Source organism: Duganella violaceipulchra, assembly GCF_019166075.1.
GTDB classification, from domain to species: Bacteria; Pseudomonadota; Gammaproteobacteria; order Burkholderiales; family Burkholderiaceae_D; genus Rugamonas; species Rugamonas violaceipulchra.
The window spans coordinates 247094-270880 of record NZ_JAHTGR010000007.1 but is presented as its reverse complement, the minus strand read 5'-3'; the positions used below and the strand labels follow the sequence as shown (position 1 = coordinate 270880).

The 23787-nt window shown below is 64.2% G+C and carries 19 protein-coding genes; 10 read left to right on the top strand and 9 right to left on the bottom strand.

Going from position 1 to position 23787, the window contains the following annotated elements:
• The first annotated feature begins 8 nt into the window (after nt 1-8).
• The 8 genes from KVP70_RS15465 to KVP70_RS15430 all read left to right on the top strand — a co-directional run bounded on the left by KVP70_RS15465 (nt 9) and on the right by KVP70_RS15430 (nt 7484).
• Nucleotides 9-827: an HDOD domain-containing protein gene (locus KVP70_RS15465; protein ID WP_217943109.1), complete on the top strand. Its 819-nt coding sequence runs from the start codon at nt 9-11 to the stop codon at nt 825-827.
• Nucleotides 828-976: 149 nt separating this feature from the next.
• The gene (locus tag KVP70_RS15460; RefSeq protein ID WP_217943108.1) at nt 977-1744 is read left to right on the top strand and encodes a FadR/GntR family transcriptional regulator; all 768 of its coding nucleotides are present in this window, start codon (nt 977-979) and stop codon (nt 1742-1744) included.
• Between the two features lie 144 nt (nt 1745-1888).
• Nucleotides 1889-2800: a 5-dehydro-4-deoxyglucarate dehydratase gene (gene kdgD, locus KVP70_RS15455; protein WP_217943107.1), complete on the top strand. Its 912-nt coding sequence runs from the start codon at nt 1889-1891 to the stop codon at nt 2798-2800.
• Nucleotides 2801-2869: 69 nt separating this feature from the next.
• Nucleotides 2870-4444 (top strand): aldehyde dehydrogenase (NADP(+)), encoded by a 1575-nt coding sequence (locus KVP70_RS15450; protein WP_217943106.1) that lies wholly within the window; start codon nt 2870-2872, stop codon nt 4442-4444.
• A complete protein-coding gene (locus tag KVP70_RS15445; RefSeq protein ID WP_217943105.1) occupies nt 4432-5310 on the top strand; it encodes an SMP-30/gluconolactonase/LRE family protein in 879 nt (292 codons plus the stop codon). Before KVP70_RS15450 ends, KVP70_RS15445 begins: the two co-directional genes overlap by 13 nt.
• A gap of 11 nt (nt 5311-5321) precedes the next feature.
• Nucleotides 5322-6908 carry a glycoside hydrolase family 43 protein gene (locus tag KVP70_RS15440; RefSeq protein ID WP_217943104.1) on the top strand — a complete coding sequence of 529 codons (1587 nt, stop codon included), beginning with the start codon at nt 5322-5324 and terminating at the stop codon, nt 6906-6908.
• Between the two features lie 85 nt (nt 6909-6993).
• A complete protein-coding gene (locus tag KVP70_RS15435; RefSeq protein ID WP_217943103.1) occupies nt 6994-7215 on the top strand; it encodes a hypothetical protein in 222 nt (73 codons plus the stop codon).
• Nucleotides 7215-7484, top strand: a complete 270-nt coding sequence (locus KVP70_RS15430; protein WP_217943102.1) for a hypothetical protein — start codon at nt 7215-7217, stop codon at nt 7482-7484. The genes KVP70_RS15435 and KVP70_RS15430 overlap by 1 nt, the downstream gene beginning before the upstream one ends.
• A gap of 10 nt (nt 7485-7494) precedes the next feature.
• Here KVP70_RS15430 and KVP70_RS15425 read toward each other — a convergent pair whose 3' ends face one another.
• From KVP70_RS15425 to KVP70_RS15395, 7 genes are all read right to left on the bottom strand, one after another.
• Nucleotides 7495-7980: a hypothetical protein gene (locus KVP70_RS15425; protein ID WP_217943101.1), complete on the bottom strand. Its 486-nt coding sequence runs from the start codon at nt 7978-7980 to the stop codon at nt 7495-7497.
• Nucleotides 7981-8059: 79 nt separating this feature from the next.
• Nucleotides 8060-9904, bottom strand: coding sequence for a glycoside hydrolase family 28 protein (locus tag KVP70_RS15420; RefSeq protein WP_217943100.1), 1845 nt, complete (start codon nt 9902-9904; stop codon nt 8060-8062).
• 10 nt (nt 9905-9914) lie between these two features.
• Nucleotides 9915-12542: a pectinesterase family protein gene (locus tag KVP70_RS15415; protein ID WP_217943099.1), complete on the bottom strand. Its 2628-nt coding sequence runs from the start codon at nt 12540-12542 to the stop codon at nt 9915-9917.
• Nucleotides 12539-13333, bottom strand: coding sequence for a rhamnogalacturonan acetylesterase (locus tag KVP70_RS15410; RefSeq protein ID WP_217943098.1), 795 nt, complete (start codon nt 13331-13333; stop codon nt 12539-12541). Before KVP70_RS15410 ends, KVP70_RS15415 begins: the two co-directional genes overlap by 4 nt.
• A gap of 58 nt (nt 13334-13391) precedes the next feature.
• Complete coding sequence (locus tag KVP70_RS15405) at nt 13392-15266, bottom strand: glycoside hydrolase family 28 protein (protein WP_217943097.1); 1875 nt, start codon at nt 15264-15266, stop codon at nt 13392-13394.
• Nucleotides 15267-15277: 11 nt separating this feature from the next.
• On the bottom strand, nt 15278-18001 hold the full coding sequence (locus tag KVP70_RS15400; RefSeq protein ID WP_217943096.1) for a TonB-dependent receptor: 2724 nt from the start codon (nt 17999-18001) through the stop codon (nt 15278-15280).
• A 216-nt stretch (nt 18002-18217) separates the two neighbouring features.
• Nucleotides 18218-18922: a FadR/GntR family transcriptional regulator gene (locus KVP70_RS15395; RefSeq protein ID WP_229224842.1), complete on the bottom strand. Its 705-nt coding sequence runs from the start codon at nt 18920-18922 to the stop codon at nt 18218-18220.
• Nucleotides 18923-19243: 321 nt separating this feature from the next.
• On the opposite strand from KVP70_RS15395, the gene garD reads away from it, so the two are divergent.
• Together garD and KVP70_RS15385 are read left to right on the top strand one after the other, a co-directional pair.
• Nucleotides 19244-20806, top strand: a complete 1563-nt coding sequence (gene garD / locus KVP70_RS15390) for a galactarate dehydratase (RefSeq protein ID WP_217943094.1) — start codon at nt 19244-19246, stop codon at nt 20804-20806.
• A 17-nt stretch (nt 20807-20823) separates the two neighbouring features.
• Complete coding sequence (locus KVP70_RS15385; protein WP_217943093.1) at nt 20824-21633, top strand: NAD-dependent epimerase/dehydratase family protein; 810 nt, start codon at nt 20824-20826, stop codon at nt 21631-21633.
• Here KVP70_RS15385 and KVP70_RS15380 read toward each other — a convergent pair.
• Nucleotides 21630-22625: a GlxA family transcriptional regulator gene (locus KVP70_RS15380; protein WP_217943092.1), complete on the bottom strand. Its 996-nt coding sequence runs from the start codon at nt 22623-22625 to the stop codon at nt 21630-21632. The two genes, KVP70_RS15385 and KVP70_RS15380, sit on opposite strands and share 4 nt — an antisense overlap.
• A gap of 22 nt (nt 22626-22647) precedes the next feature.
• Nucleotides 22648-23718 (bottom strand): DJ-1/PfpI family protein, encoded by a 1071-nt coding sequence (locus KVP70_RS15375; RefSeq protein WP_217943091.1) that lies wholly within the window; start codon nt 23716-23718, stop codon nt 22648-22650.
• Between the last annotated feature and the right edge of the window lie 69 nt (nt 23719-23787).

The following is a 23787-nucleotide window of genomic DNA, read 5'->3' as shown; positions in this document are numbered from 1 at the left end:
ATGTTTCCATGGAAAAACTAAAAGACTACGCTGAGATTGTTGCCCAGGCTTCAAAGGGGGAGCTGGTTTTTCCAACCAGCGTCAATGCCGCTTTGCGTCTGCAACTGGCGTTGGCCGATCCCGACTGCGACACCGAAGACGTGATCCGCAAGGTGCTGGGCGAGCCGCTGCTGGCCGCGCGCACCGTGGCGCTGGCCAATGCGGTGGTGTTCAACCGCGGCGGCGCGCCGGTCACCAGCGTGCGCGCGGCGGTGCAGCGGGTCGGCTTCCGCAACCTGTACACGATGGCCGCCGCGATGGTGGTGCGCCAGTTCGGCAGCCGCATCCGCGACGCAGCCTTGCGCGCCCAGGCCGAACAACTGTGGCGCCACTCGGCCCACGTGGCCGCGCTGTCCCACGTGATCGCCCGCAAGCTGACCCGCACCGACGCCGATACCGCGCTGTTCGCCGGCATCGTGCACGAGGCAGGGGGCTTCTACCTGTTGGCGCGCGCCGACGACATCCCCGGCCTGCTCGACGATCCCGAAGACTGGATGGCCGCGGCGCAGGAAATCATCACCCGCGAAATCATGAAGAAGATGGCGATCCCGGAGCCGGTCAGCCAGGCCATCGTCTCGCTGCGCGGCGCCACGCTGACGCCGCCGCCGCTGGGCCTGCGCGATACCCTGCTGATCGCCAAGCACCTGGCCCCCGTGCCGTCGCCGCTGGCGCCGCAACGCGAACACGCCAGCCTGGCCGGCTTCTTCGACGATAACGCCGCGCTGGAGCAAATCCTGTTCGAATCGGCCGACGAAGCCGCCTCCATGAGCGCCGCGCTGCTGGCCTGAGTGTTGTTTAACGAACTAGTCCATATGCACTAATCGTGCCGAAAATAGTGTCTAAGGCACAATTGTTGCCCAAAGTCTGGCAATATGCGGATCGTGCGACACGCCAGAAGCGTGTATGCTAACAGTCGTCATACAACAGTAAAAAGACCATGAACCAGACCGCCGCCGCTCCCATGTCCGCTCCTACCGTCCTCGTGCCGAAGAAGAAGCATCGCAACCTCGCCCAGGGCGTGGTCGAGGCGTTCACCAACAGCATCCAGGCCGGCACCCTGAAGCCGGGCGAAAAGCTGCCGACCGAGTCGGTCATCATGGAGATCCACGGCGTCAGCCGCACCGTGGTGCGCGAGGCCATCTCGCACCTGCAGGCGGCGGGGCTGGTGCAGACCCGCCACGGCATCGGCACCTTCGTGCTGGAGCCGCAGCCGGCCAACCTGCGCATCTCGGCCGACACCATCCGCACCATCGGCGACGTGCTGGCCATCCTGGAGCTGCGCATCAGCCTGGAGACCGAGGCCGCCTGGCTGGCCGCCACCCGCCGCACCGAGGAGCAAGTACAGGAGATGGGCGCGGTGCTCAAGCGCATCCAGCATTCGCAGGGCCGTCCCGGCTCGGTGGAATCGGACGTCGCCTTCCACCTGCTGATCGCGCAAGCGACCGGCAACCGCTATTTCGTCGACATCCTCAGCGACCTAGGCAACACCATCATCCCGCGCGCGCGCGTCAATTCGGCGCAGCTGGCGCATGACGATCCGGCCGTGTACCTGGAACGCCTCAACCGCGAGCACGACGACATCTACAACGCCATCCTGCGCAAGGACGCCGAGGCGGCCCGCGCCGCCATGCGCACCCACCTGAGCAACAGCCGCGAGCGCCTGCGCCGCGCGCAAGAAGGCATCGCCGCCGGCCAGACTGCATAAAAAGCAACGATAGCGGGGCGATTCGGCGGATTTCGCTAAATCGCTTGCTCACTCACGAAGATAGTTGTACGATGTCATACAACAGGTGGCGCGCAGCCGCCGAATTCCCCGTCCTGAGATGCGCTGTCGATTATTGGAGACCTTATGCAACCGAATGACCTTAAAAAAATTCTTTCCTCCGGCCTGCTGTCGTTCCCGGTCACCGACTTCGACGCTGAAGGCAACTTCCGCAAGTCGACCTATATCGAGCGCCTGGAATGGCTGGCTCCCTACGGCGCCACCGCGCTGTTCGCCGCCGGCGGCACGGGCGAGTTCTTCTCGCTGACGGCCAACGAATACACCGACATCATCAAGACCGCCGTCGACACCTGCGCCGGCCAAGTGCCTATCCTGGCCGGCGTCGGCGGCCCGACCCGCGTGGCCGCAGCCTACGCCAAGGAAGCCGAGCGCGTTGGCGCGCAGGGCCTGCTGCTGCTGCCGCACTACCTGACCGAAGCAAGCCAGGATGGCTTGATCGAACACGTCGCCGAAGTCTGCAAGGCGACCAAGCTGGGCGTGGTGGTCTACAACCGCGCCAACTGCCGCCTGACGCCGGACTCGCTGGCCAAGCTGGCCGACCGTTGCCCTAACCTGGTCGGCTTCAAGGACGGCGTCGGCGACATCGAGCTGATGGTCTCGATCTGGCGCAAGATGGGCGACCGCTTCAGCTACCTGGGCGGCCTGCCGACCGCCGAAGTTTACGCGGCCGCGTACAAGGCTTTGGGGACTCCGGTATACTCGTCGGCGGTATTCAACTTCATGCCGAAACTGGCGATGGACTTCTACCATGCCGTCGCGTCGGACAATCACGCCGAACAAAACCGCATGCTGGACGAGTTCTTCCTGCCATACCTGGAGATACGTAACCGCAAGGCCGGCTACGCAGTGAGTATTGTTAAAGCGGGTGCACGCCTGGTGGGCCACGATGCAGGCCCGGTGCGCGCACCACTGACCGATCTGACTGCGGAAGAATGCGACATGCTGGATAAACTGATCCGCAAACAAGGCGCTCAGTAATCCCTGCGGCGGCGACAAATATAAAACAAGCGCGGCTCGTCCGCGCTTTTCATACATTGAGGAGTCATTATGCAAGTTGCTGGTGAAATGGTTATCGGCCGCAGCGCGGTCTTGGGCAAAGAAGGCACGATGAAGGCGATCGATCCATCGCGTAACGTGGAAATCGAACCGGCCTTCGGCCTGGCCGGCGCCGCCGACCTGCAGCGCGCCTGCGAACTGGCCGACCAGGCTTTCGACATCTACCGCGCCACCGGCCTGGAAGCGCGCGCCAAGTTCCTGGAAACCATCGCCGACCGCATTATGGACATCGGCCCTGCGCTGATCGAACGCGCGATGCAGGAAAGCGGTCTGCCGCAAGCCCGTCTCGAAGGTGAGCGTGGCCGTACCTGCAACCAGCTGCGTTTGTTCGCGAAAGTCGTGCGCGACGGCCGCTTCCAATCGGCGACGCTGGACAGCGCGCTGCCGGAACGCACGCCACCGCGCAGCGATCTGCGCCTGCGCAAGATCGGCCTGGGCCCGGTCGCCGTGTTCGGCGCATCGAACTTCCCGCTGGCGTTCTCGGTGGCCGGCGGCGATACCGCGTCGGCACTGGCTGCCGGCTGCCCGGTGGTGGTCAAGGCCCACTCGGCCCACCTGGGTACCTCTGAACTGGTCGGCAAGGCGGTCGCCAAGGCTGCCCAGGAATGCGGCATGCCGGAAGGCGTGTTCTCGATGCTGATCGGCTCCGGCCAGACCATCGGCCAGAACCTGGTCAGCCATCCTGCGATCAAGGCCGTGGGCTTCACCGGTTCGCGTTCGGGCGGCCTGGCGCTGATGCGCACCGCTGCCGCGCGCAAAGAGCCGATTCCGGTCTACGCCGAAATGAGCTCGATCAATCCAGTCTTCCTGCTGCCGGGCGCACTGGATAACGCCAAGCTGCCGCAAGCCTTCGCCGATTCGCTGACCTTGGGCTCGGGCCAGTTCTGCACCAACCCAGGCATGCTGGTCGGCCTGAAGAGCGACAAGTTGCAAGCCTTCGTGGCCGCCGTATCGGGCACGCTGGGCGCGAAGAGCGCGACCACCATGCTGACCCCCGGCATCCACAAAGCCTATGTCTCCGGCGTCAGCGGCCTGGCCGCCATCGACGGCGTGCAGCAGGTCGCCGCAGGCCAGGGCACGGACGCACCGTGCGCCGCGCAGGCCTTCCTGTACCAGGTGGACGCGAAGTCCTTCCTGACCAATACCGCGCTGGAAGGCGAGATCTTCGGACCGACCTCGCTGCTGGTGGTCTGCGACGATGAGGCGCAAATGCTGGCCGTGGCCGAACATGTGGAAGGCCAGCTGACCGCTGCCGTCCACGCCACCGCCGACGACCGCGAACTGGCGGCGCGCCTGATGCCTACGCTGGAACGCAAAGTGGGCCGCATCCTGTTCAATGGCTTCGGCACCGGCGTGGAAGTGTCGCACGCGATGGTGCACGGCGGCCCGTTCCCGTCGACCTCCGACAGCCGCACGACGTCGGTCGGCGCTTCGGCCATCGACCGTTTCCTGCGTCCTGTGTGCTATCAGGATGTGCCTTCGTACCTGCTGCCTGAGTCGCTGGCTGACGCCAACCCGCAAAACATTCCGCGTGTCGTCAACGGCGACCTGGCATGGAACGCATAAGCGACATTTGCTGCACGGTGGGCGAAAGCCCAACGTGGAGCACGGCGGAATCGGCCTGGTACTGGGTCGATATTCCCGCCAAACGCGTTTGGCGCCTGGACGGCGTCAGCGGCGCGGCGCGCTTTTGGACCAGCACCGAAATGGTCGCCTGCGTGGCGGCCAAGGCGGACGGTGGGCTGATCGCCGGCATGGAGACGGGCATCTTCAGCCTGGAGCTGGGCGAGGCGGAAGCCGTAGTCCAGACCAGGCTGGCGGCGCCCGCCGCCGGGCTGGGCGAGGGCATGCGCTTCAACGACGGCCGCTGCGACCGTCAGGGGCGCTTCTGGAGCGGCACCATGTTCATGGACATGTCGGCCGCGCGCGCGGTCGGCGAGCTGTATCGCTATGATGCGGTGCGTGGCATTTCGGCGCCGGTGGTGTCGGAGCTGCTCACGCAGAACGGCCTGGCGTTCTCGCCGGACGGCCGCACCATGTACCTGTCGGATTCGCATCCGGCGCGGCGCATGGTCTGGGCCTTCGATTACGACATAGCCGATGGCGTGCCGTCCAACCGTCGCGTGTTCGCGGACATGTCGACGCATGTGGGCCGTCCCGACGGCGCCGCCATCGACAGCGACGGTTGCTACTGGATCTGCGGTAACGACGGCGGCTGCGTGCTGCGCTTCACGCCGGACGGCAAGCTGGATCGCCGCATCGACGTGCCGATGCTCAAGCCTGCGATGTGCGCGTTCGGCGGCAAGGATCTGGATACGCTGATGATCACGTCCATCGTCTCCGGCAAGCCGGAGGACGCGGAGTGGGGCGGTGCAGTCGCGCTGCTGCGGCCTGGTGTTCAGGGCGTGGCGGAAACGCCGTTCGGACTGTAATGACGGGGCAGATGCTGAACAGGCTTCTGCCCTTTCTGTTTGCGGCCTTGCTGGCCGCATGTGGCGCCGCACCGGTGGCGTCGCCGTGGATGCCCGACCTGGGCAACGGTCAGTATCAAAACCCGGTGCTGCACGCCGACTATTCCGATCCCGACGCGATCCGCGTCGGCGACATGTACTACCTGACTTCCTCCAGCTTCAACAACGCGCCCGGCCTGCCGTTGCTGCAATCGCCGGACATGGTGAACTGGATGCTGGTCGGCCACGCCCTGCCGCAGCAGCTGCCGCTGGATGTCTTCGCGTCGCCGCAGCATGGCAAGGGCGTGTGGGCGCCGTGCCTGCGCCACCACGACGGCAAGTTTTGGATCTTCTATCCCGATCCTGATTTCGGCGTCTACGTGATGACGGCGACCGAATTCGCCGGGCCCTGGAGCGCACCGCGTCTTCTGCTGGCCGGCAAGGGCATCATCGATCCGGCGCCGCTGTGGGATGACGATGGCCAGGCTTACCTGCTGCACGCGTGGGCCAAGAGCCGCGCCGGCATCGCCAACCAACTGAACTTGCGCCGCATGGCGCCGGACGCCAGCCGCATGCTGGACGACGCGGGCAAGACCGTCATCGACGGCAACCGCCTGCCCAACTACACCACGCTGGAAGGACCCAAGCTGTACAAGCATGACGGCTACTACTACGTCTTCGCGCCAGCGGGCGGCGTGGAATTCGGCTGGCAGTCGGTGTTCCGTTCGCGCAGCATCGACGGGCCTTACGAGGACAGGATCGTGATGGCGAAGGGACGCACGCCGGTCAATGGCCCGCATCAAGGCGCGTGGGTGCGCACCCAGGCGGGGGCGGATTGGTTCATCCACTTCCAGGACAAGCGCGCCTACGGCCGCGTGGTGCATCTGCAGCCGATGCGGTGGCGCGATGGCTGGCCGGTGATCGGTGAGGACGTGGATGGCAAAGGCACGGGGCAGCCGGTGCTGCAATATCGCAAACCGGTGGCGGGGCACGCCGCCACGGCGCCTGCGACCAGCGACGAATTCGACGGCGCGTCGCTCGGCCTTCAATGGCAGTGGAACGCGAACTGGAAGCCCGAGTGGTATTCGCTGTCTGCGCGCATGGGTTACCTGCGGCTGCACGGCCAACCTGCAGGCCGCAATCTGTGGGACGCGCCGTCGCTGCTGCTGCAAAAACTTCCGGCCGAATCGTTCACCGTCACGACGCTGATGGATGTGAGCGCGTTGGGCGAGGGCGGCACTGCGGGCCTGATCATGTACGGCGCCGACTATGCATGGCTGGGCGCACGTCGCGAAGGCGGCAAGACCAGGCTGGCGCTGGTCAGCTGCTACAAAACCGAGGCCACGTGTGGCGAGAAGGAGGAGGCCGGAGCCGAGCTGGCCGGCCCGCAAGTCTGGCTGCGCATGCAAGTGCGGCCGGGCGGCGTAACCACCTTCTCATATAGCCGCGACGAGCAGAATTACACCATCATCGGAAAATCTTTTACCGCCCGCATGGGCCGCTGGGTGGGCGCGCAAATGGGCCTGTTCGCCACAAACGGCGGCTATGTCGACATCGACTATTTCCACGTTACACTCTAGTCCGCCCGTTTGGCTTTTCTCAAACAAGCTGGCAAAAAAAAGCGCAGTATAATTTTTATCAAATGTGCTGCGACGGAGGTGCATCATGAGAAGCATGACTGTGGAAATGTCCCCTGAAGTTGACGATGCGCTCAACATGATTGCCTGCGCCAGAGGAATTAGTAAAGGAGAAGCAATGCTGCGTGCTTTTGCTTTGCTGAAGGTTGCTTATGATGAGAAGCAGAAGGGCGATGGCTCGTCGCTTGGTTTGGTTCGCCGCTTGCCTGATAACAGGCTGCAAGCAGTAGGTGTCGTGACGGGGATATGATGTCCACGCCGGAACAGCATGACATCGATATTCCGGGAAGTGTATTTCGCGATCACCCCAGCGTTGAAGTCTCCGCCAGCGACCGATTGAAATTCGCCAAGCAGATATTACTGGGACTCGCGATCATCTCTTCAGGCATCATTGCTGGATATGCTTGCTATCCGGCGAACAGTGCACCCGCGCAGCTCTCTGAGCTGGTAAAGATAGGTGCCCTGCCAATCGTCACGTTGGTTATCTCGTTCTATTTTCCTAATGGCTCTAAGAAATGATCGCTGCCGCTTACTGCTTCTTCAGCACGAGCTTGAACTGCGTGACCCATTTATCCTTGATGTTCATTTCGCTGAAGGCCTCGTAAGCGTCGGCGCTTGCGGGCGTCCAGCGGACGCGGTAGGTGAGGGACTGGCCGTCGGCCACGTATTGCGTGGCGGGGAAGTCAAGGCCGGTGGTGGTCGGCGTCATCGTGCCGCGGCTGTAGCCGCCGCCGTTTTCCACGTACAGGAACGCCACCTGCCTGACCGCTGAATCGTAGTAGTAGATCGTCTCGCCGACATAGTCCGGCTTGCCCGGCGTGCGCACCGTGTGCACGTCGCGCAGCACATTGCCTTCGTACTGCCACTGGAAGCAGTGCTCGTCGCTCTGCTTACCTTCCGGGAAGTCACCCTTCCAGCAATGCCCGGCCAGGAAAGCCATCGGCTTGAGCGCCTCGACGGGCGCCGCCTGCGCGGCGGCGGAAGACAGCAACAGCAGCATGAACAGTGGTCGCATGGCGGACTCCGGACGTGTAAGTCACGTCAGTATATGCGAATCCATATCGCCGTTATCAAATGGCGCCGGACCACCCCGCTCAGGTGGACAGCGTCGTGTTATGGACCTTGCCGCCGATCGTGACGTTCTTCAGTGTCAGGCCCTGCACATTGTAGAGGAACCAGGGCTGCGCCATGTTGGCGGGCAGGCCGAAGTCGCAGTCGGTGATGGTGACGTCGCTGACGGGAACGACCGCCGGCATCGGCAGCGGGCCGTTGTAGTCCGACGCCACCGGGCCGAGAATCACGATGGCTTGATAGCACGACACCACCTTGCCATCCTTGGTCTTGACGTTGCCGACCTTGATGTTGGAGATCTGGACGTTGCTGACCACCGGCGGCCGTGTGCGGACGTTGTCGCTGAGCGGCGTGTAGTCGCAGTCGAAAGTGACGATGGCGCCGGCCGCCGTGGCGACGGTCTTCGATTGTATCGGCGATCCCGGCAGCGATGCGTAGAACGAAGGGCTGGTTTGCACGCCGTTCGGTATCGAGACATCGCGCACATGGAAGTTGCGCAGGTAGCCGCCGCGATTGAGGTTGGTCTTCAGCCGGATCGCCGTGTTCAAGGGATTGGTGGCCCAGTTGATGTTCTGGAAAACCAGCTTCTGCGCGAAGACGTTCTGGATGCCGCCCGCCATCTCGCTGCCCAGCGTGACGGCGCCGTGGCCGCTCTGCATGGTGCAGTTCTGGATCACGATGTTTTGCGATGGGCCATACTGCGTATCGAGATCCTTGCCGGCTTTGATGGCGATGCAGTCGTCGCCGGTGTCGAAGGTGCAGCCGTCGATCAGCACATGGTCGCACGCTTCCGGATCGAAGCCGTCGCTGTTGGGACCAAGGCTTTCGCAGTGGACCTTGCGGATGACGATGTTGCGACAATGGACAGGGTGGTGCTGCCAGAACGGCGTGTGCGTGACGTGGTAGCCTTCCAGCAGCACGTTGGTGCACCCGATCAGCTGTATCATCGGCGGCCGCAGGAAGTGGCCCAGGCCGAACACGCGCCTGGACAGCGGCACGCCCGCTTCCGACAGCGCCGGCAGGTATTGCGCGTCCGCGCGCCAGCGGGCGTCTTCGCCTTGTATCAGCAGGCGTTCCGCCTCGGTCAGTCGCGGTGCGATGGTGGACAGCGATTCGGCGTTCAACGGGTTCTCGGTATTCTCCGACATCTTCCCCTTGGTGAAGTTGGGCGTGGAGCCTTGCGCCACTGCGTTCAGCGTTTTGAGCTTGCCCTTCCAGGTCCACCAGCAGTCGCCCTGTTCGTTGAACGGCACGCCGCCCTGGCCGTTCAGGGTGCTGGTCCAGTCGTCGCCGGTCAGGGCGATGTTGTCCTGGCCGTAGGCGTAGATCATGGACGAGAAGTTCAGGCAGTCGTTGCTCTGCCAACGCGAGATCGTCAGCTTGCCTTGTTTGCCGCAATCGATGTCGCCGTATTTGGCGTAGTCGGCGGGGTTGTTGCTGAAGTAGATCTGCGCGCCGGCGTTCAGGTGCAGGTTTACGTTCGACAGCAGCACCACAGGGCCGGCGCAGTACCAGTTCCCGGCCGGGACCAGCACGCGGCCGCCACCCGCCTCGTGGCAGGCTTTGATGGCGGCCTTGATGGCGGCGTAGCAGTCGCTCGATCCGGCGGCAGGGGTATCGACGGTGTCCTGTTCCTCGAACGAGATCCAGGCTTTGACCTTGACCATCTTGCAGGTCTGCGCGCCATAGGCGGTGATGACGAAGTCCTGCTTGCGGAACGTGAGTGGCCGCGAGACGCGGTCGATGATGGCTTGCGCTTGCAGCCACGGATCGGGCGCGGTGGCGGCGCGCGCCGGCATGCCGAGCGACAGGCCGGCGGCGGCCGGCAGGGCTTTCATCAGGCTGCGGCGCTGGGTGTTGATAGTCATGCGGTATTCCTTATTCGTCCGAATTGTTGAACTCACCGAGGAAGACTTCCGCCGGCGATGGCTTTGCGGTGTAGCCGAGATCCTTGACGGGATCGATGCCGGCTTTAATCAGGTTGTTCCAATGGTCGTCGGAGTTGTATTGGGCAGGGCGGTAGGCCAGCGTGCCTTTCTTGTTCCAGTCCGACCACGGCGCCGCGCGGTTGATGTGCGATCCGATGCGCGAATTCATGACGATCATTTTTCCGACTGCCTCCAGCGAGTTCCTGGCGACTGTGCCTTTCGGCGCCTGGTAGCCGTTGGCGGGGCCGAAGGTGCAGGCGTAGCCATCGACGGGGACTTTGTCATAGGGCGTGCAGCGCGAGTTGTGGAACCACTGGCGCAGCAGGTAGAACGCGCCCGCGCCGGCGTTGGGCGAGCCGTCATGCGTGAAGCGGCAGTTGTCGAAGACGAAGCCGTACCTGGTTTTGACGTGGGTATCCGGCGCGGCGGCGTAGGACAGGCCACGGTCGCCCAGCGATTTAATTTCGGTTTGGTGGAAGTAGGCGGTGCTGTCGCCGAAGATGAAATCGACGTCGCCTTCGATGTAGGATTTGTTGAAGAAGCTGCGCGAGGTGTTGGCTAGCTGCGGGGCCTTCAGGTACAGCGTGTCCTGGAAGCCGATCAGGCGAATGTTTTCGAATTGCGTCTTGTCGGCGCCATCCACCTGCAGCGCCAGCGCCTGGTGGTGGATGTTGTTGACGTTGGGGGGCGCTTCGGCGCGGGCGTTGCCGGTGTCTTTGTTGTAGGCGTTTTCGAACGTCAGGTTGCGAGCCTGGAAGCCGCTGTCCTGCACCCAGACGGTGGCGGTGCCGAAGGTGCCGATCTGGGCGCGGTCCTTGATGGTCGCGTACATCGCTTGCACCGCAGGAGCGGCCTTGGCGAATTGCGCATCGTATTGCCGGGCGTAGTCGGCGCCGGTGTTGGAGGCATCCAGCCGGGCGGTGATTTTGGTGGCGCCTGCGTCCTTGCCTTCGCCGTACATGGTGATCGGCGCGGTGGAGGCTGGGATGTAGACCAGCTCCTGATAGATGCCCGGCTTGAGCAGCAAGTAAAGGCGTTTGGCGGGATGGGCCATGCTGTCGACGACCGCGCGGCTGATGGCTTCCTGCACGGTGTTGAACAATCTGATGCCGTCGGCCTTCGCGGTTTTGTCAACGATGTAGTCGGGCACAAAGGCCGCGCCTTTTGCCAGCGGATCGGACAGCGGGTCCCATGGATCGACGGTTTCGCTGCCGGCGGCGCCGACGTATTTCAACACTTCGCTGTACGCGTATTGCCTGGACTGTTCGATGCTGAGCTGCGGACGCGTGGCGACCGTCGTGGCAGCAGGGAAGGGAGTGAACCGGTCGGCGCAGGCGGTTGCCGGCGTGGTGGTGAACTCGCCGGCGAGCTTGGCGAATTCGATCTTCCTTTCCGCCGTGCCGGCGACGCCGACGTCGCGCAGTGTCGCCTGTAGCGGATGCTGCTCGTCGTAGCCTTGCATGATGACGCGACCCGGCGTGACGCTATGCACGCCGTCGAGAACGATGTTGGTGTAGACCGGAACCTGCGTACCTTCCGCACGCGGGTTGTAGTGGGTGCTGATGTCTATCGGCGCCTTGACGTCCCGCAGGCAGACATTCCGGTAGCTGACCTGGTCCACGACGCCGCCGCGCGAGACGTCGCTCTTGATGCGCAGGCCGGAGGTGGTGCCGTCCATGCTCAAGTCATCGACCAGCACGCGCCGCACGCCGCCGTTGGTCTCGCTGCCGATGGACATGCCATGGCCGCTGTAGAAGTGATTGTGCAGGATGGAGATGTTATCCGTGGGCCCGTTGTTGCCGGCCTTGATGGCGACATTGTCGTCGCCGGTGCGGATATGGCTGTAGGCGATGGTGATGTTGCGCGACGAGATGGGATCGATGCCGTCGGTGTTGCGCGCGGTGGCCGGCGTGTCGATGCGCATGCCCCATGCGGTGAAGCCATCCACGTTGTTCAGCGTGACGTGGAAGTTGGGCGAATTGCGCAACGTGATTTTGTGCAGTGTGAAATCCTGAGATCCGGTGACTTCGATCAGCCGCGGCACGTTCTGGCGCGCGTCTTCCTTCTGTGCGCGGCGCGCCAGCTGCCACCAGGATTCGCTGGCGCCGTCGACCACGTGGCCGCCTTGGCCGTCGATGCTGCCTTCGCCGAAGATGCCGCTGCCCTTGGTCTTGTCGGCAGTGATGAAGGGTTTGCAGCCTTTGCCCTGCTTGTCGACGGTGCCGCAAGTACCGGCGCCACGATCAAATAATTTGGGATTGGTGCTGGCGTACAGCGTGGTCGCGGCGTCGACCAGCAGGCTGACGCCGCTGCGCAGTGTGAGCGGGCCGGCGACGAAGCTGCGCTTCTCATTTTGCGCGGAAAGCCGCACCGCCTGGCCAGGCGCGCATTGGTCGATGGCGTGCTGGATGCGGACCGTATCGTCCTTGCCGGGCGCGTCGCCAGCGGCCACCAGCACAGCGCAGGACGCCGGCGCGACAGGTTCGGCGACCGTGCGCATGTCCTGCGCTTGCGCGGCGCCGACGCAGGAGGCGGCCAGCAGATAGGCGATGCCTGCGTTGGACAACCGCTTCGTCATTGCTCGCTCTCTGGCTTGAACTGGCCGGCCGTCTCCGGCAAGGCGCGTTTCATTTCCTCCATCACCATGCGCGAAAAGTAGGCTGCGCCCTTGGCGCCAACGTGGGTGCGGTCGAAGGCTGATTTTGCGGCACCCGCCACTTCCACCTTGCCGGCCGCCAGTGCGGCCTCGGTGAACTTTTCGGGGCGCGGCGCCGCGGCCAGCGTATCGGCTTCGTCCTCGCCCATCGCCTGTACTGCGGCGTAGCTGTCGGCGTTCAGGTCCAGCAGCGCCACGTGCTGCGCGGCGGCGGTGGCGCGGATCACATCGACCCACGGCAGCAGGTTGTTTTCCAGGACCTTGTTGGTGAAGCTGCGGCGTGTCAGCGGCGTGACCAGGACCGGGATGCCGCCCAGCGCCTTCACGTCTTGCACGTAACGCGTCATGTTGACGGGGAATTCGGTTTTCAGGTCGGTCGAGCGGCCAGGCTTGCCAGGCTGGTCGTTGTGGCCGAACTGGATCAGCACATAGGTGGCGCGATACGCGGCGGCGCCGCGCAGCAGGCCTTCCACTTCGTCCCAGCGGCCTTCGGCGCGGAAGCTGCCGGAGCTGCGGCCGCCCTTGGCCAGATTGAGGCAGGTGTTGGCGCGGTTGATGCGCGCGCAGAATGCATCGCCGTAGCCGCTGCTGTTTGCCATGGTCGAATCGCCGACCAGGATGACGCGGATAGGTTTGGCGGGCGCTTCGGCGGCGTGCGGCGCGGCGCCGGCCAGCAATAGCGCGGCGGCGAGGGTGAGGTTCTGGAAGTTCATGACGATATCCGGGGAATAAAAAAAAGGCGCCGGCCGCGTCGCGGTCCGGCGCCTGAACTCAGGCGGAGAAGCTTTGATTGACGGCCTTGCCGCCGATCTTGACGTTCTTCAGTTTCAGCCCCTTGACGTTGTACAGATACATAGGCTTGTCGGTGTTGACCGGCGTGCCCAGATCGCAGTCGCTGATTTCGATATCGGACACCGGCAGCACCACCGGCTTGCCCGGACCGTTGTAATCCGACGCCACCGGCCCCAGGATCACGATCGCCTGGTAGCAGGAGTAGCTGCCAGCCTTGGTCTCGACGTTGGCGCAGGTGACGTTGGAGATCCGCACATGACTGACGCTCGGCGGACGGATACGCACGTTGTCGTTGATCGGATCGTAGCCGCAGTCGATGGTGATGATGCCGCCCGCCGACGTGGCCACCGATTTGGTAGGGATCAGCGAACCTGGCAGGGTCGAATAGAACGCCGGCGTGGTGCGGATGCCGTTCGGGATGTGCACGTTACGCACATGCATATTGCGCAGGTAGCCGCCGCGGCTCATATTGGTCTTGAGGCGGATCGCGATGTTCAGCGGATCGCTTTTCCAGTTGCTGTTCTCGAACACCAGGTTCTGCGCGTAGATGTTCTCGATCCCGCCGGACATAATGCTGCCCAGCGTCAGCGCGCCATGACCGCTCTGCATTTTGCAGTTCTGGATCACGATGTTCTTGGCGGGGCCGAACTGGATGTCCGGACCCTTGCCAGAATCGATGGCGATGCAGTCGTCGCCGGTGTTGAAGTGGCAGTCCTCGATCAGCACATTGGTGCAGGACTCGGGATCGAAGCCGTCGCTGTTCGGCCCCATGCTGTTGGCGTAGATGTTCTTCACATGCATGTCGTGGCAGTTGACCGGATTGTGCTGCCAGAACGGCGTGTTGGTGGTCTGGTAGCCCTCGAACAGCACGTTGGTGCAGCTGATGAACTGCACCATGTGCGGCCGCAGGTAGTGGCCGATGCCGAACACGCGCTTCGCTACCGGCACGCGGGCTTCCGCCAGCGAACGCAGATAGTAGGAGTCGGTACGCCACTTGTCGTTTGGCCCTTGGATGAACAGGGCTTCCGCTTCGCTCAGGTGCGGTGCGATCTCGCGCAGCGAGACCGGGTTGGCCGGATTGACGTGCACTTCGGTCTTGCCCTTGGTGTGCTTGACGTAGTTGCCCGCGCCGGCGGCGATGTCGCCGGCCCAATTCGGTTTCTCACGGCCTTTCCACGACCACCAGCAATCCGGATCGCCGTCGAAGGCGACGCCGGCCTGGCCGTCCAGGATGGCGGTATTGTCCTCGCCGGTCAGGGCGATGTTGTCCTGGCCGTGCGCGTACACCATCGAAGAGTAGTTCAGCAGGTCGTTGCCTTCCCAGCGCGTGATCGACAGCTTGCCGTTCTTGCCGCAGTCGTAGGCGCCGTACTTGGCGTAGTCGGCCGGGTTGTTGCTGAAGTAGACGTGGGCGCCGGCCTTCAGGTGCACGTTCACGTTCGACAGCAGCACGATGGGACCGGCGCACAGCCAGTTCCCGGCCGGGATCACCACGCGGCCGCCGCCGGCCTTGTGGCAGGCCGCGATGGCAGCGGCGATCGCCGGATAGCAGTCGTGCGAACCTGCCACCGGGGTTTGCAGCGTGTCCGACTCGGTGAACGAGGTCCACGCCGTCACCGGTTTGGTTACGCAGGTGGCGGCGCCGAAGGCCGTCACCACGAAGTCTTCGTCGCGGAACTTCAACGGCTTCTTGAAGCGGTCGATGATGGCTTGCGCCTCCTTCCAGGGATCGGCCGCCTTGGTGCTGGCGGCCAGCGCCGCCGGACCGGCGCCACCGGCCAGGCCGGCCGCCGACAAGGCTTGCAGGAAGCGGCGGCGGCCGAGGCCACCGCCTTTCTGTTCGTCTTTTTGCATCTGTGTTCTCATCAGAAGGTATAGGTGGCGCGGACGTTGTAGGCGCGGCCGATCGGGCTGGCGGCGCTGCTCAGGTAACCGAAGCTATACAGGCTGCTGTTGGTCACAGGCGGATTCACGTTGAACAGGTTGTTGACGCCGGCGGTAACCTGGATGTTCTTGAAGCCGGTGTAGGTCGTGGTCCAGTTCCATACCTTGTACGAGTTGATGTTGCGCCAGTACTGCTGCGCCACCAGGTTCTGGTCGGTGTACTTGGAGTTGTAGTTCTGGGTCAGCTGGGTGTTCCAGTTGCCGGCGGCCCAGTTCAGCTTCAGCGTGTGCTTCCAGCGGAAGGTGATGATAGGCAGGCTGCTGGTGGTGCCGTTGCTGGCCAGGCCGAACTGGCCGATATTCGACACGTAAGGGCTGCCGTTATCGAGCTGGTTGTCGAACTGGGTCAGGTAGGTGCCGTCGAGCGAAACCTTGAAGTCGCCATACGCCGTGTGCGGGAAGGCATACGAACCCGAGACGTCGATACCGGCCGCCTTCTGGCCGCCCAGGTTCATCGTGGTGTTCTTGATGTAGTTGATGGTGCCGTCGGCGTTACGCACGAAGAACGATGCGTATTTGACTGGATCGAGGAAGTAGACCTGCTCCGGCAAGTTGGCCAGCATATTGGTCATCTTGATGTTCCAGTAGTCGATCGACACCATCGCCGACTTGGTCGGTTCGAACACGGTGCCCAGCGTGAAGCCTTTCGATTTTTCCGGCACCAGCTCGGGATTGGAGCCGGTCTGCTTGGGCAGCGTGGTGTTGCAGACGGCCGAGGCGACATAGCCGGCCAGTGGCTTGCCGGTGCCGGCCACGCCAGGCGTACCTCCAGGGCAGAGCATCGGATCGTCCCACTTGGCGGCGGTCAGGCCGGTGGCGCCGGGCAGGCGGTAGCCGTAGCGGTCGAACAGCGTCGGTGCGCGGAAGCCGGTGTTGGCCGAACCGCGGAACATCAGTTGCTTGGTCGGCTCGTAGCGGAAGCTGATCTTCGGATTGATGGTGTTGCCGAAATCGCTGAAATGGTCATCACGCACGGCGAGGTTCAGTTCCAGCTTTTGGGTGACCGGCACATTCAGCTCGGCGAACAGCGCGGCGACGTTGCGCGAACCTTCGCCGTGCGATGGCGAGGCGCTGGCATAGGTGACTTCCGCGCTGATCGGCAGCTTGGTGTCTTCGGTGGTGTCGCGATGGAAGTCCGCGCCCAGCGCCAGCGCCATCGAGCCGCCCGGCAGTTCCATCAGCGTGCGGCTGGCGGTCAGGTCGACGCCGGTGAAGGTCGATTTGGAGGTGCGGTTCTTGGCGCCATCGACCTTGATGGTGTCGAGGTAGGCCTGGCCGGCCGCATCCTGCACGCCGAAGGGATTCAGTGCGCCGCTTTTCAGGCCGTCCAGCAGGCCCTGGCCCTTGGCGTAACCGGACTGGTAGTAGTTGTCGCGCTGCGAAACGCCGACCACCAGGCCAGCCTTGTAGTCCCAGCCTGCGAGGGTGCCTTCATCCATGACGGACAGGCGCTGGTTCAGCTGCACGTCCTTGGTGGTGGCCAGGCCCAGGTCGGCCACGGCCCAGGTCAGGATCAGCGGTGCGTTGTTCAGGCCTGCGACCGCAGGCACGCCGCCGCTCTTACCCGGATACCATTTGCTGGTCGATGGCAGCGTGGCGCTGACGCCGCTGACGGCCAGCGCGTTGGTCGGGTTCTTGGTGCCGAGGATGAACTCCTCGCCGCGCGAGTAGTCGATGGTGACGACGTGGTCTTCGCTCAGCTTCTTGGCTGCGCGGGCGTAGAACGTGACCTGCTGGTTGGCGTACAACGCGGTGCCGTATTCGTTGGCGTCGAGGACGCAGGTGCCCTTCTGGCCGACGATCGAGTAGGGCGCCAGGCAGCCGCTTGCGGCGTATGGGTTTTGTGCGGTCTTGTTGGTGGAGGTGGTGAAGTTGGCCGGCGTGGCGTTGCCGCCGGTGCCCAGCGTCGGCGGGCGGCCGATGGAAGTCAGCATGGCGGCGGAGCTCAGGTCTGCGCGGTCGCGCGCGGCCAGGCGGGTGCGCTGGTGGGCGTCGATGGTGCCGTAGATGCTCCAGCCGTCGCGTTCCAGGTTGCCCTTGCCCCAGGTGATGCTGGCGCGCTGCTCGTCGCCGCCGCCGTTCTTCTCCGGCTGCACTTCCTGGCCGGTCAGCGACAAGCCTTCGTACGAGGTTTTGGTGATGAAGTTGACCACGCCGCCGATGGCGTCGGAGCCGTAGATCGACGATGCGCCGTCGCGCAGGATCTCGACGCGCGCCAGTGCGCTCATCGGAATCACATCCAGATTGGCGTAGCCGTCGGCGATCGCCTCGTTGGCCATGCGGCGGCCGTTGAGCAGCACCAGGGTGCGGTTCACGCCCAGGCCGCGCAGGTTGATGTTGGTGCCCGAGCCGGCGTTGGACGGCGCCAGCGATGCGGACTGCGGCAGCGACATCATGACGTCGGCCAGCGTGGTGATGCCTTGCTTGATGAAGTCCTCGGCCTTGACGGTGCTGACCGGCAGCGATGCCTCGGTGGCCAGGCGCTTGATGCTGGAGCCGGTCACTTCGACGCGGGTCATCGCCGGTTCTGCGCTCTGTTGCGCGGCCGCCTGGTTGGCCAGCGTCAGCACGGCCACGGTGATGGCCGACAGCAGCAGGCGGGGTTGGGCGGAACGGTTCTGGACCGAGTGATCGGACGTGTTCATGCGTGTCTCCTTCGTCTTTTTGAATAAAGTTATGCGCCGTGCTGGGAAAAGCACTGGACGTGATTGGAGCACCTCGCGTACTCCGTGCCGTTGAGACGAGGGCCGTCGTGGTGAACACGGGCCGAGGTCGCAAAACGGTCGATAACTTATTGCTTTGTTCGCGGACCGGCATCGAGGCCGGTCCTGCGCTACTGCCTTACTGCTTGCTACAACTTCTTATCCACGAGAGAAGGTGCGGGTCACGCGTTCCAGGTGGGCGCGCATGGCTTTGCGCGCGGCCGCCGGATCGTGGGCGGCGATCGCCTCCAGGATGCGGCGGTGATCCTTCAGCGTTTCCTGGCGCAGTTCCTCGGTCTGGAAGTGTTCTTTCAACTTGTGCCACAGGCGGCCGCGCTGGTCCCACAGGTAGTTCAGCGATCCGACCAGCGCGCTGTTGCCGGTGGCGCGCGCGATGGCCAGGTGGAAGTTGCGGTCGGCCTGCTCGTTGCTCGAATAATTGGCGTGGTTCTGTTCCATCTCGACGACCGCCTTGAGGATGGCGTCGATGGCGCCGTCGGTGGCGACGCGGGCGGCGATGGCGGCGATCTCGGATTCGATCAGGCGGCGCGCCGACAGCACTTCGAAGGGACCGGGGCCGGCTTCGGGCAAGTCGGCGGTCGCGGGTTCCGGCTTTTCGCTGACATAGACGCCGGAGCCGCCGCGCACTTCGATCACGCCGCCCAGTTCCAGCGCGATCAGCGCTTCACGCAGCGAGGCGCGGCTGACGCTCAACTTGGTGGCCAGGTCGCGTTCCGACGGCAGGCGTTCGCCGCCGGCGATCTTCTCTTCGCGTATCAGGTCCTGGATGCGGTCGGCCACAACGCGGTACAGGCGCGGTTCGTGGGCGTTGCTATCGGCAGGGACGGTCGTCTTTTTCAGCATCTGTGTCTCGTATACGTAGGGTGACCTGGACATCGCCATCTGGTCAGGCCATTCTAAGGTGGTCAGACCAAATACGCAATGTGGACTAGCCAAATTAATTTTTAGCTGTCATACTAAAATCGTCATGCAGCTGCGGGAAGAGGGAGTTTACAGGGCTGTAGCCCCGCAAACAAGCCGTTTCAGCCTGTGGTGCCAAGGCCACAGACAGCGCTGGTCCGGGCACCGGAGAAGTGGCCTGACCACTTTTTCAGCGCACCAAACAACGCCAAAAACAACGTTCGCCGGGACGTAGTGCCCGGAACAGGAAGACAAGGAATCCACATGCCGACACCGACGATCACAGGTACGCCGCGCTACATCCTCATGCACGACAACGATAACGTCGCCATAGTCGTCAACGACGGCGGCCTGCCTGCCGGCGCGGTATTCGCCAGCGGCCTGGCGCTGCTGGAAGCCGTCCCGCAGGGCCACAAGGTGGCGCTGTGCGCTATCGCCAAGGGTGATCCTGTGCGGCGCTACAACGTCACCATCGGCTATGCCGCGCACGACATCGCCGCCGGCAGCTGGGTCGCCGAGCCGCAGGTGGAGATGCCGCCCGCGCGCGAACTGGTCAACCTGCCGATATCGACCAACCTGCCGCCGGCGGCCGAGCCGCTGGAAGGCTATACGTTTGAAGGCTTCCGCAATCCCGACGGCAGCGTCGGCACGCGCAACATCCTGGCCATCACCACCACGGTGCAGTGCGTGGCGGGGGTGGTGGAGTTCGCGGTCAAGCGCATCAAGGAAGAACTGCTGCCCAAGTATCCCAACGTCGACGATGTGGTGGGGCTGGAGCACACCTACGGCTGCGGCGTGGCGATCGATGCGCCGGGTGCGATGGTGCCGATCCGCACGCTGCGCAATATCAGTTTGAATCCGAATTTCGGCGGGCAGGCGATGGTGGTCAGCCTCGGTTGCGAGAAGCTGCAGCCGGCGCGCCTGTTCCCCAAAGGTTCGATCCCGATCCAGAACGGCGGCGGCGCCGATCCGGCGCTGGTGTGCCTGCAGGACGCGGCCCATGTGGGCTTCATGTCGATGATAGCTTCGATCATGAAGCAGGCCGAGATCAACTTGGCCGCGCTGGACCTGCGCCGCCGCGAGACGGTGCCGGCCTCCGAGCTGGTGGTCGGCGTGCAGTGCGGCGGCAGCGACGCCTTCTCCGGCGTGACCGCCAATCCGGCCGTCGGCTATGCGACCGACCTGCTGGTGCGCGCCGGCGCCACGGTGATGTTCTCCGAAGTGACCGAGGTACGCGACGGCATCGACCAGCTGACCTCACGCGCGGCCACGCCGGAAGTGGCGCAGGCGATGATCCGCGAGATGGAGTGGTACGACAATTACCTCAAGCGCGGCGGCGTGGACCGTAGCGCCAACACCACGCCCGGCAACAAGAAGGGCGGCTTGTCGAACATCGTCGAGAAGGCGATGGGTTCCATCGTCAAATCCGGCAGCAGTCCGATTTCCGGCGTGCTGTCGCCGGGCGAGAAGCTGACGCAGAAGGGCCTGATCTACGCCGCCACGCCGGCCAGCGATTTCATTTGCGGCACGCTGCAGGTGGCGGCCGGCATGAACGTGCATATCTTCACCACCGGCCGTGGCACGCCGTATGGCCTGGCCGAAGTGCCGGTGATTAAAGTCGCCACCCGCAACGAACTGGCGGCGCGCTGGCATGACCTGATGGACATCAACGCCGGCAGCATCGCCAGCGGCGACGCCACCATCGCGGACGTCGGCTGGGAGATGTTCCAGCTGCTGCTGGATGTCGCCAGCGGCCGCCGCACATGGGCGGAAAAATGGAAATTGCATAACGCACTGGTGCTGTTCAACCCGGCCCCGGTGACCTGATAACAAGAGACGAAATCATGACCAAACCATTCAAACGATTGCTGCTGACCGGCGCCGCCGGCGGCCTGGGTAAAATCCTGCGCGACCGCATCAAGCCCTGGGCCGATGTGGTGCGCCTGTCCGATATCGGCGACATGGGCGAAGCGCGCGAGGGCGAGGAGATCGTCCAGTGCGACCTGGCCGACAAGGCCGCCGTATTCAAGCTGCTCGAAGGCGTGGACGCGGTGCTGCACTTCGGCGGCATCTCGACCGAGAACACCTTCGAGAACATCATGGCGGCCAATATCGCCGGTACCTACAACCTGTACGAGGCGGTGCACAAGCACGGGGTCAAGCGGGTCATTTTTGCCAGTTCCAACCACACCATCGGCTACTACAAGACCACCGACTACATCGACGCCGACAGCCCGATGCGGCCGGACAGCCTGTACGGCGTGAGCAAATGCTTCGGCGAGTCGCTGTCGCGCTATTACTACGACCGCGCCGGCATCGAGACGGTGTGCCTGCGCATCGGTTCATCGTTCCCGGAGCCGGTCAATCCGCGCATGCTGGTGACGTGGTTCAGCTACGATGACCTGCTGGAGTCGCTGCGGGTATCGCTGTTCACGCCGCGCGTGGGGCATACGATATTGTTTGGCGCTTCGGCCAATCCGGCCAGCTGGTGGGATAACAGCAAGGCGGCGCACCTGGGCTTCAAGCCCAAGGACAGCTCGACGCGGTTCGCGGCGAACTTCCCTGACACCGGCGCCTATCCGCCGAAGGATGATGTGGCAACCATTTACCAGGGCGGCGGCTTCCTGATGTCCGGCCCGCAGTACAAAGACTAGTTCACTGTCGCGCCGTGGCCGGAGAAGCGGCTGCGGTACTGGCTTGGACTCACGCCCAGCTGGCGCTGGAACACGCGCCGCAGGTTCTGCTCTTCGACATAGCCGGTGTTGGCCGCGATGGCTTTCAGCGGCAGCATGGTCTTCTCCAAGGCACGGCACGCGGCCTCCAGCCGCATCGCTTCCACCATCCTGGCCGGCGTGCGTCCCGATTGGCTGGCGTAGGTGCGGGCGAAGGTGCGCGGCGTCATGCCGGCTTTTTCCGCCAGCCGTTCCACGCTCAGGTTTTCGTGCAGGTTGGCCGCGACCCAGGCGTGCAGGCCGTCGAAGCGACCGCCTTCGTGCGCCTGCGCCGCCAGCGGCACGCTGAATTGCGACTGGCCGCCGGTACGCTTGATGAACATCACCAGCTGGCGCGCCGTTTCGATGGCGACGTGATGGCCGTAATCCTCTTCGATCAGCGCCAGCGTCAGGTCGATGCCGGCGCTGACGCCGGCCGAACTCCACACCGAACCGTCCTGTATGAAGATTTTGTCGGCGTCGATGTTGATGCCGGGGTATTGGCTCTGAAGCCGGTTTACCCATTCCCAGTGCGTGGTGGCGCGCTTGCCGTCCAGCTGCCCGGCGGCGGCCAGCAGGAAGGCGCCGGTGCAGACGGAACACAGGCGGCGCACCAGCGGCGCCTGGCGCACGATCCAGTTCACCAGCGTCGGCGGCGCGTAGTATTCCTGTCCCTTGCAGCCACCCGGAGCGATCAGCGTGTCGATGACCAAGCCGTCCAGGCTGGCGATGGAGACCGTCATCACCGGCAGGCCGGCGCTGGTGGTGACCATGCCGCCGTCGGCCGAGGCGACGATGGTTTCGTACAACGCTGGGCCCTTGCCGGTGTGGCGCTTGCTGGCCGTGGCGAGCGCCTGCAAGGGGCCGCACAGATCCAGCAGGTTCATGTCGTCGTAGGCTAGTAGTACGACGCGCAGGGTTTTCTTGGACGGCATGACGGAACTGGTTTGGTTGGCCTCAATGGTAGGAAGGATACTCGAATTCCAATGCGACCAGCAGGGCGGTGCGGCGGCCGTAGCGCTGTTCCAGTCCTTCCAGCGCGCGGTCCAGGGCCTTGCCGGGCAAGGCGATGCCGGCGCTGGCGGGCAGCAGGTCGGGCGCGTCGGCGGCACCTTGCACGCGATCCGGCACGATGGTCAGGCCGGAGAGCGATTGCAGCGGCGCCGCGCTGGCGGCGACGGTGTAGACCTTGCTGCGCTTGGAGCGCGACCAGGCGTCGGCGGTGAAGGCCAGCGTGATTTCGTCCACGCCGGCGGCCACCGGCACGCCGATGCTGTCGCGGGAATGAAACCATTGATTGGTGTAGCCGGTGATGTAGGCGGTGAGGTTGGTGCCCAGCCGTGGACGGAAGATGTCGCTGTCGTGGGTGGTGCTCCAGTCGGCGACGCCCAGCTGCTGCGCCACCTCGTTGGCGCGCGCGCCGCCGGCGATGGCTTCCACCAGTGCCAGCGCGGTCGGCATGGCGGCGCTGACGCCGGCGCTGGAGATGGCCTTGCCGTCGGCGACGTAGCGGATATTGCTGATCCATTGCGTATCCGGGTAGTGCTCCTTGCGATAGGATTCGGTGGCCCAGTGCGCGGTGGCGCGCTTGCCCTTGAACAGGCCGGCGTTGGCGACCACCAGCGCGCCGTCGCAGATGCTGACGACGGTGGCGCCTTTTGCGCCTTTTGCCGCGACCCAGGCGACCAGCGTCGCGTCGTCCGGCTTGACGACGGCCGGCACGATCACGTAATCGGCGCCTTGCGGGTAGCGCTGGTCGAATTCGGCGGTGGTGGCGTCGGGCTGGAGCTTCAGCGCCGGGCGCATGGTCAACGGGCCGGTTTGCGTGGCGACACTTAACAGCTGCACCGCGCCGGAGCGGGCCAGTACGCCGTAGGGGATGACGAAATCGGTCAATTCGGTGCCGCTGTTTTCGCCGACCACGGCGACCACCGGTTTGGCGCGGCCGAAGCGGTCCTGGTAGGCGGGAACTTCGCCGGCGGTGGCCAGTTGGCCGATCAGCAGGAAGAGGTAGATCAGTTTGCGCATAGTGACGGTCCTGTGTGGGGTTTGACAGGGATTATCCGGGGCGCGGGTCGTGGCAGGATGACATAAAAC

What these genes read in the sequence shown, in the direction of transcription:
- KVP70_RS15440 (WP_217943104.1), top strand. Translation starts at nt 5,322, where the DNA reads ATGCTGAACAGGCTTCTGCCCTTTCTGTTTGCGGCCTTGCTGGCCGCA.
- KVP70_RS15395 (WP_229224842.1), bottom strand. Translation starts at nt 18,922, where the DNA reads ATGCTGAAAAAGACGACCGTCCCTGCCGATAGCAACGCCCACGAACCG.
- KVP70_RS15425 (WP_217943101.1), bottom strand. Translation starts at nt 7,980, where the DNA reads ATGCGACCACTGTTCATGCTGCTGTTGCTGTCTTCCGCCGCCGCGCAG.
- KVP70_RS15450 (WP_217943106.1), top strand. Translation starts at nt 2,870, where the DNA reads ATGCAAGTTGCTGGTGAAATGGTTATCGGCCGCAGCGCGGTCTTGGGC.
- KVP70_RS15375 (WP_217943091.1), bottom strand. Translation starts at nt 23,718, where the DNA reads ATGCGCAAACTGATCTACCTCTTCCTGCTGATCGGCCAACTGGCCACC.
- KVP70_RS15445 (WP_217943105.1), top strand. Translation starts at nt 4,432, where the DNA reads ATGGAACGCATAAGCGACATTTGCTGCACGGTGGGCGAAAGCCCAACG.
- KVP70_RS15420 (WP_217943100.1), bottom strand. Translation starts at nt 9,904, where the DNA reads ATGACTATCAACACCCAGCGCCGCAGCCTGATGAAAGCCCTGCCGGCC.
- KVP70_RS15380 (WP_217943092.1), bottom strand. Translation starts at nt 22,625, where the DNA reads ATGCCGTCCAAGAAAACCCTGCGCGTCGTACTACTAGCCTACGACGAC.
- KVP70_RS15415 (WP_217943099.1), bottom strand. Translation starts at nt 12,542, where the DNA reads ATGACGAAGCGGTTGTCCAACGCAGGCATCGCCTATCTGCTGGCCGCC.
- KVP70_RS15400 (WP_217943096.1), bottom strand. Translation starts at nt 18,001, where the DNA reads ATGAACACGTCCGATCACTCGGTCCAGAACCGTTCCGCCCAACCCCGC.
- garD (WP_217943094.1), top strand. Translation starts at nt 19,244, where the DNA reads ATGCCGACACCGACGATCACAGGTACGCCGCGCTACATCCTCATGCAC.
- KVP70_RS15430 (WP_217943102.1), top strand. Translation starts at nt 7,215, where the DNA reads ATGTCCACGCCGGAACAGCATGACATCGATATTCCGGGAAGTGTATTT.
- KVP70_RS15435 (WP_217943103.1), top strand. Translation starts at nt 6,994, where the DNA reads ATGAGAAGCATGACTGTGGAAATGTCCCCTGAAGTTGACGATGCGCTC.
- KVP70_RS15465 (WP_217943109.1), top strand. Translation starts at nt 9, where the DNA reads ATGGAAAAACTAAAAGACTACGCTGAGATTGTTGCCCAGGCTTCAAAG.
- KVP70_RS15405 (WP_217943097.1), bottom strand. Translation starts at nt 15,266, where the DNA reads ATGCAAAAAGACGAACAGAAAGGCGGTGGCCTCGGCCGCCGCCGCTTC.
- KVP70_RS15410 (WP_217943098.1), bottom strand. Translation starts at nt 13,333, where the DNA reads ATGAACTTCCAGAACCTCACCCTCGCCGCCGCGCTATTGCTGGCCGGC.
- KVP70_RS15385 (WP_217943093.1), top strand. Translation starts at nt 20,824, where the DNA reads ATGACCAAACCATTCAAACGATTGCTGCTGACCGGCGCCGCCGGCGGC.
- KVP70_RS15460 (WP_217943108.1), top strand. Translation starts at nt 977, where the DNA reads ATGAACCAGACCGCCGCCGCTCCCATGTCCGCTCCTACCGTCCTCGTG.
- kdgD (WP_217943107.1), top strand. Translation starts at nt 1,889, where the DNA reads ATGCAACCGAATGACCTTAAAAAAATTCTTTCCTCCGGCCTGCTGTCG.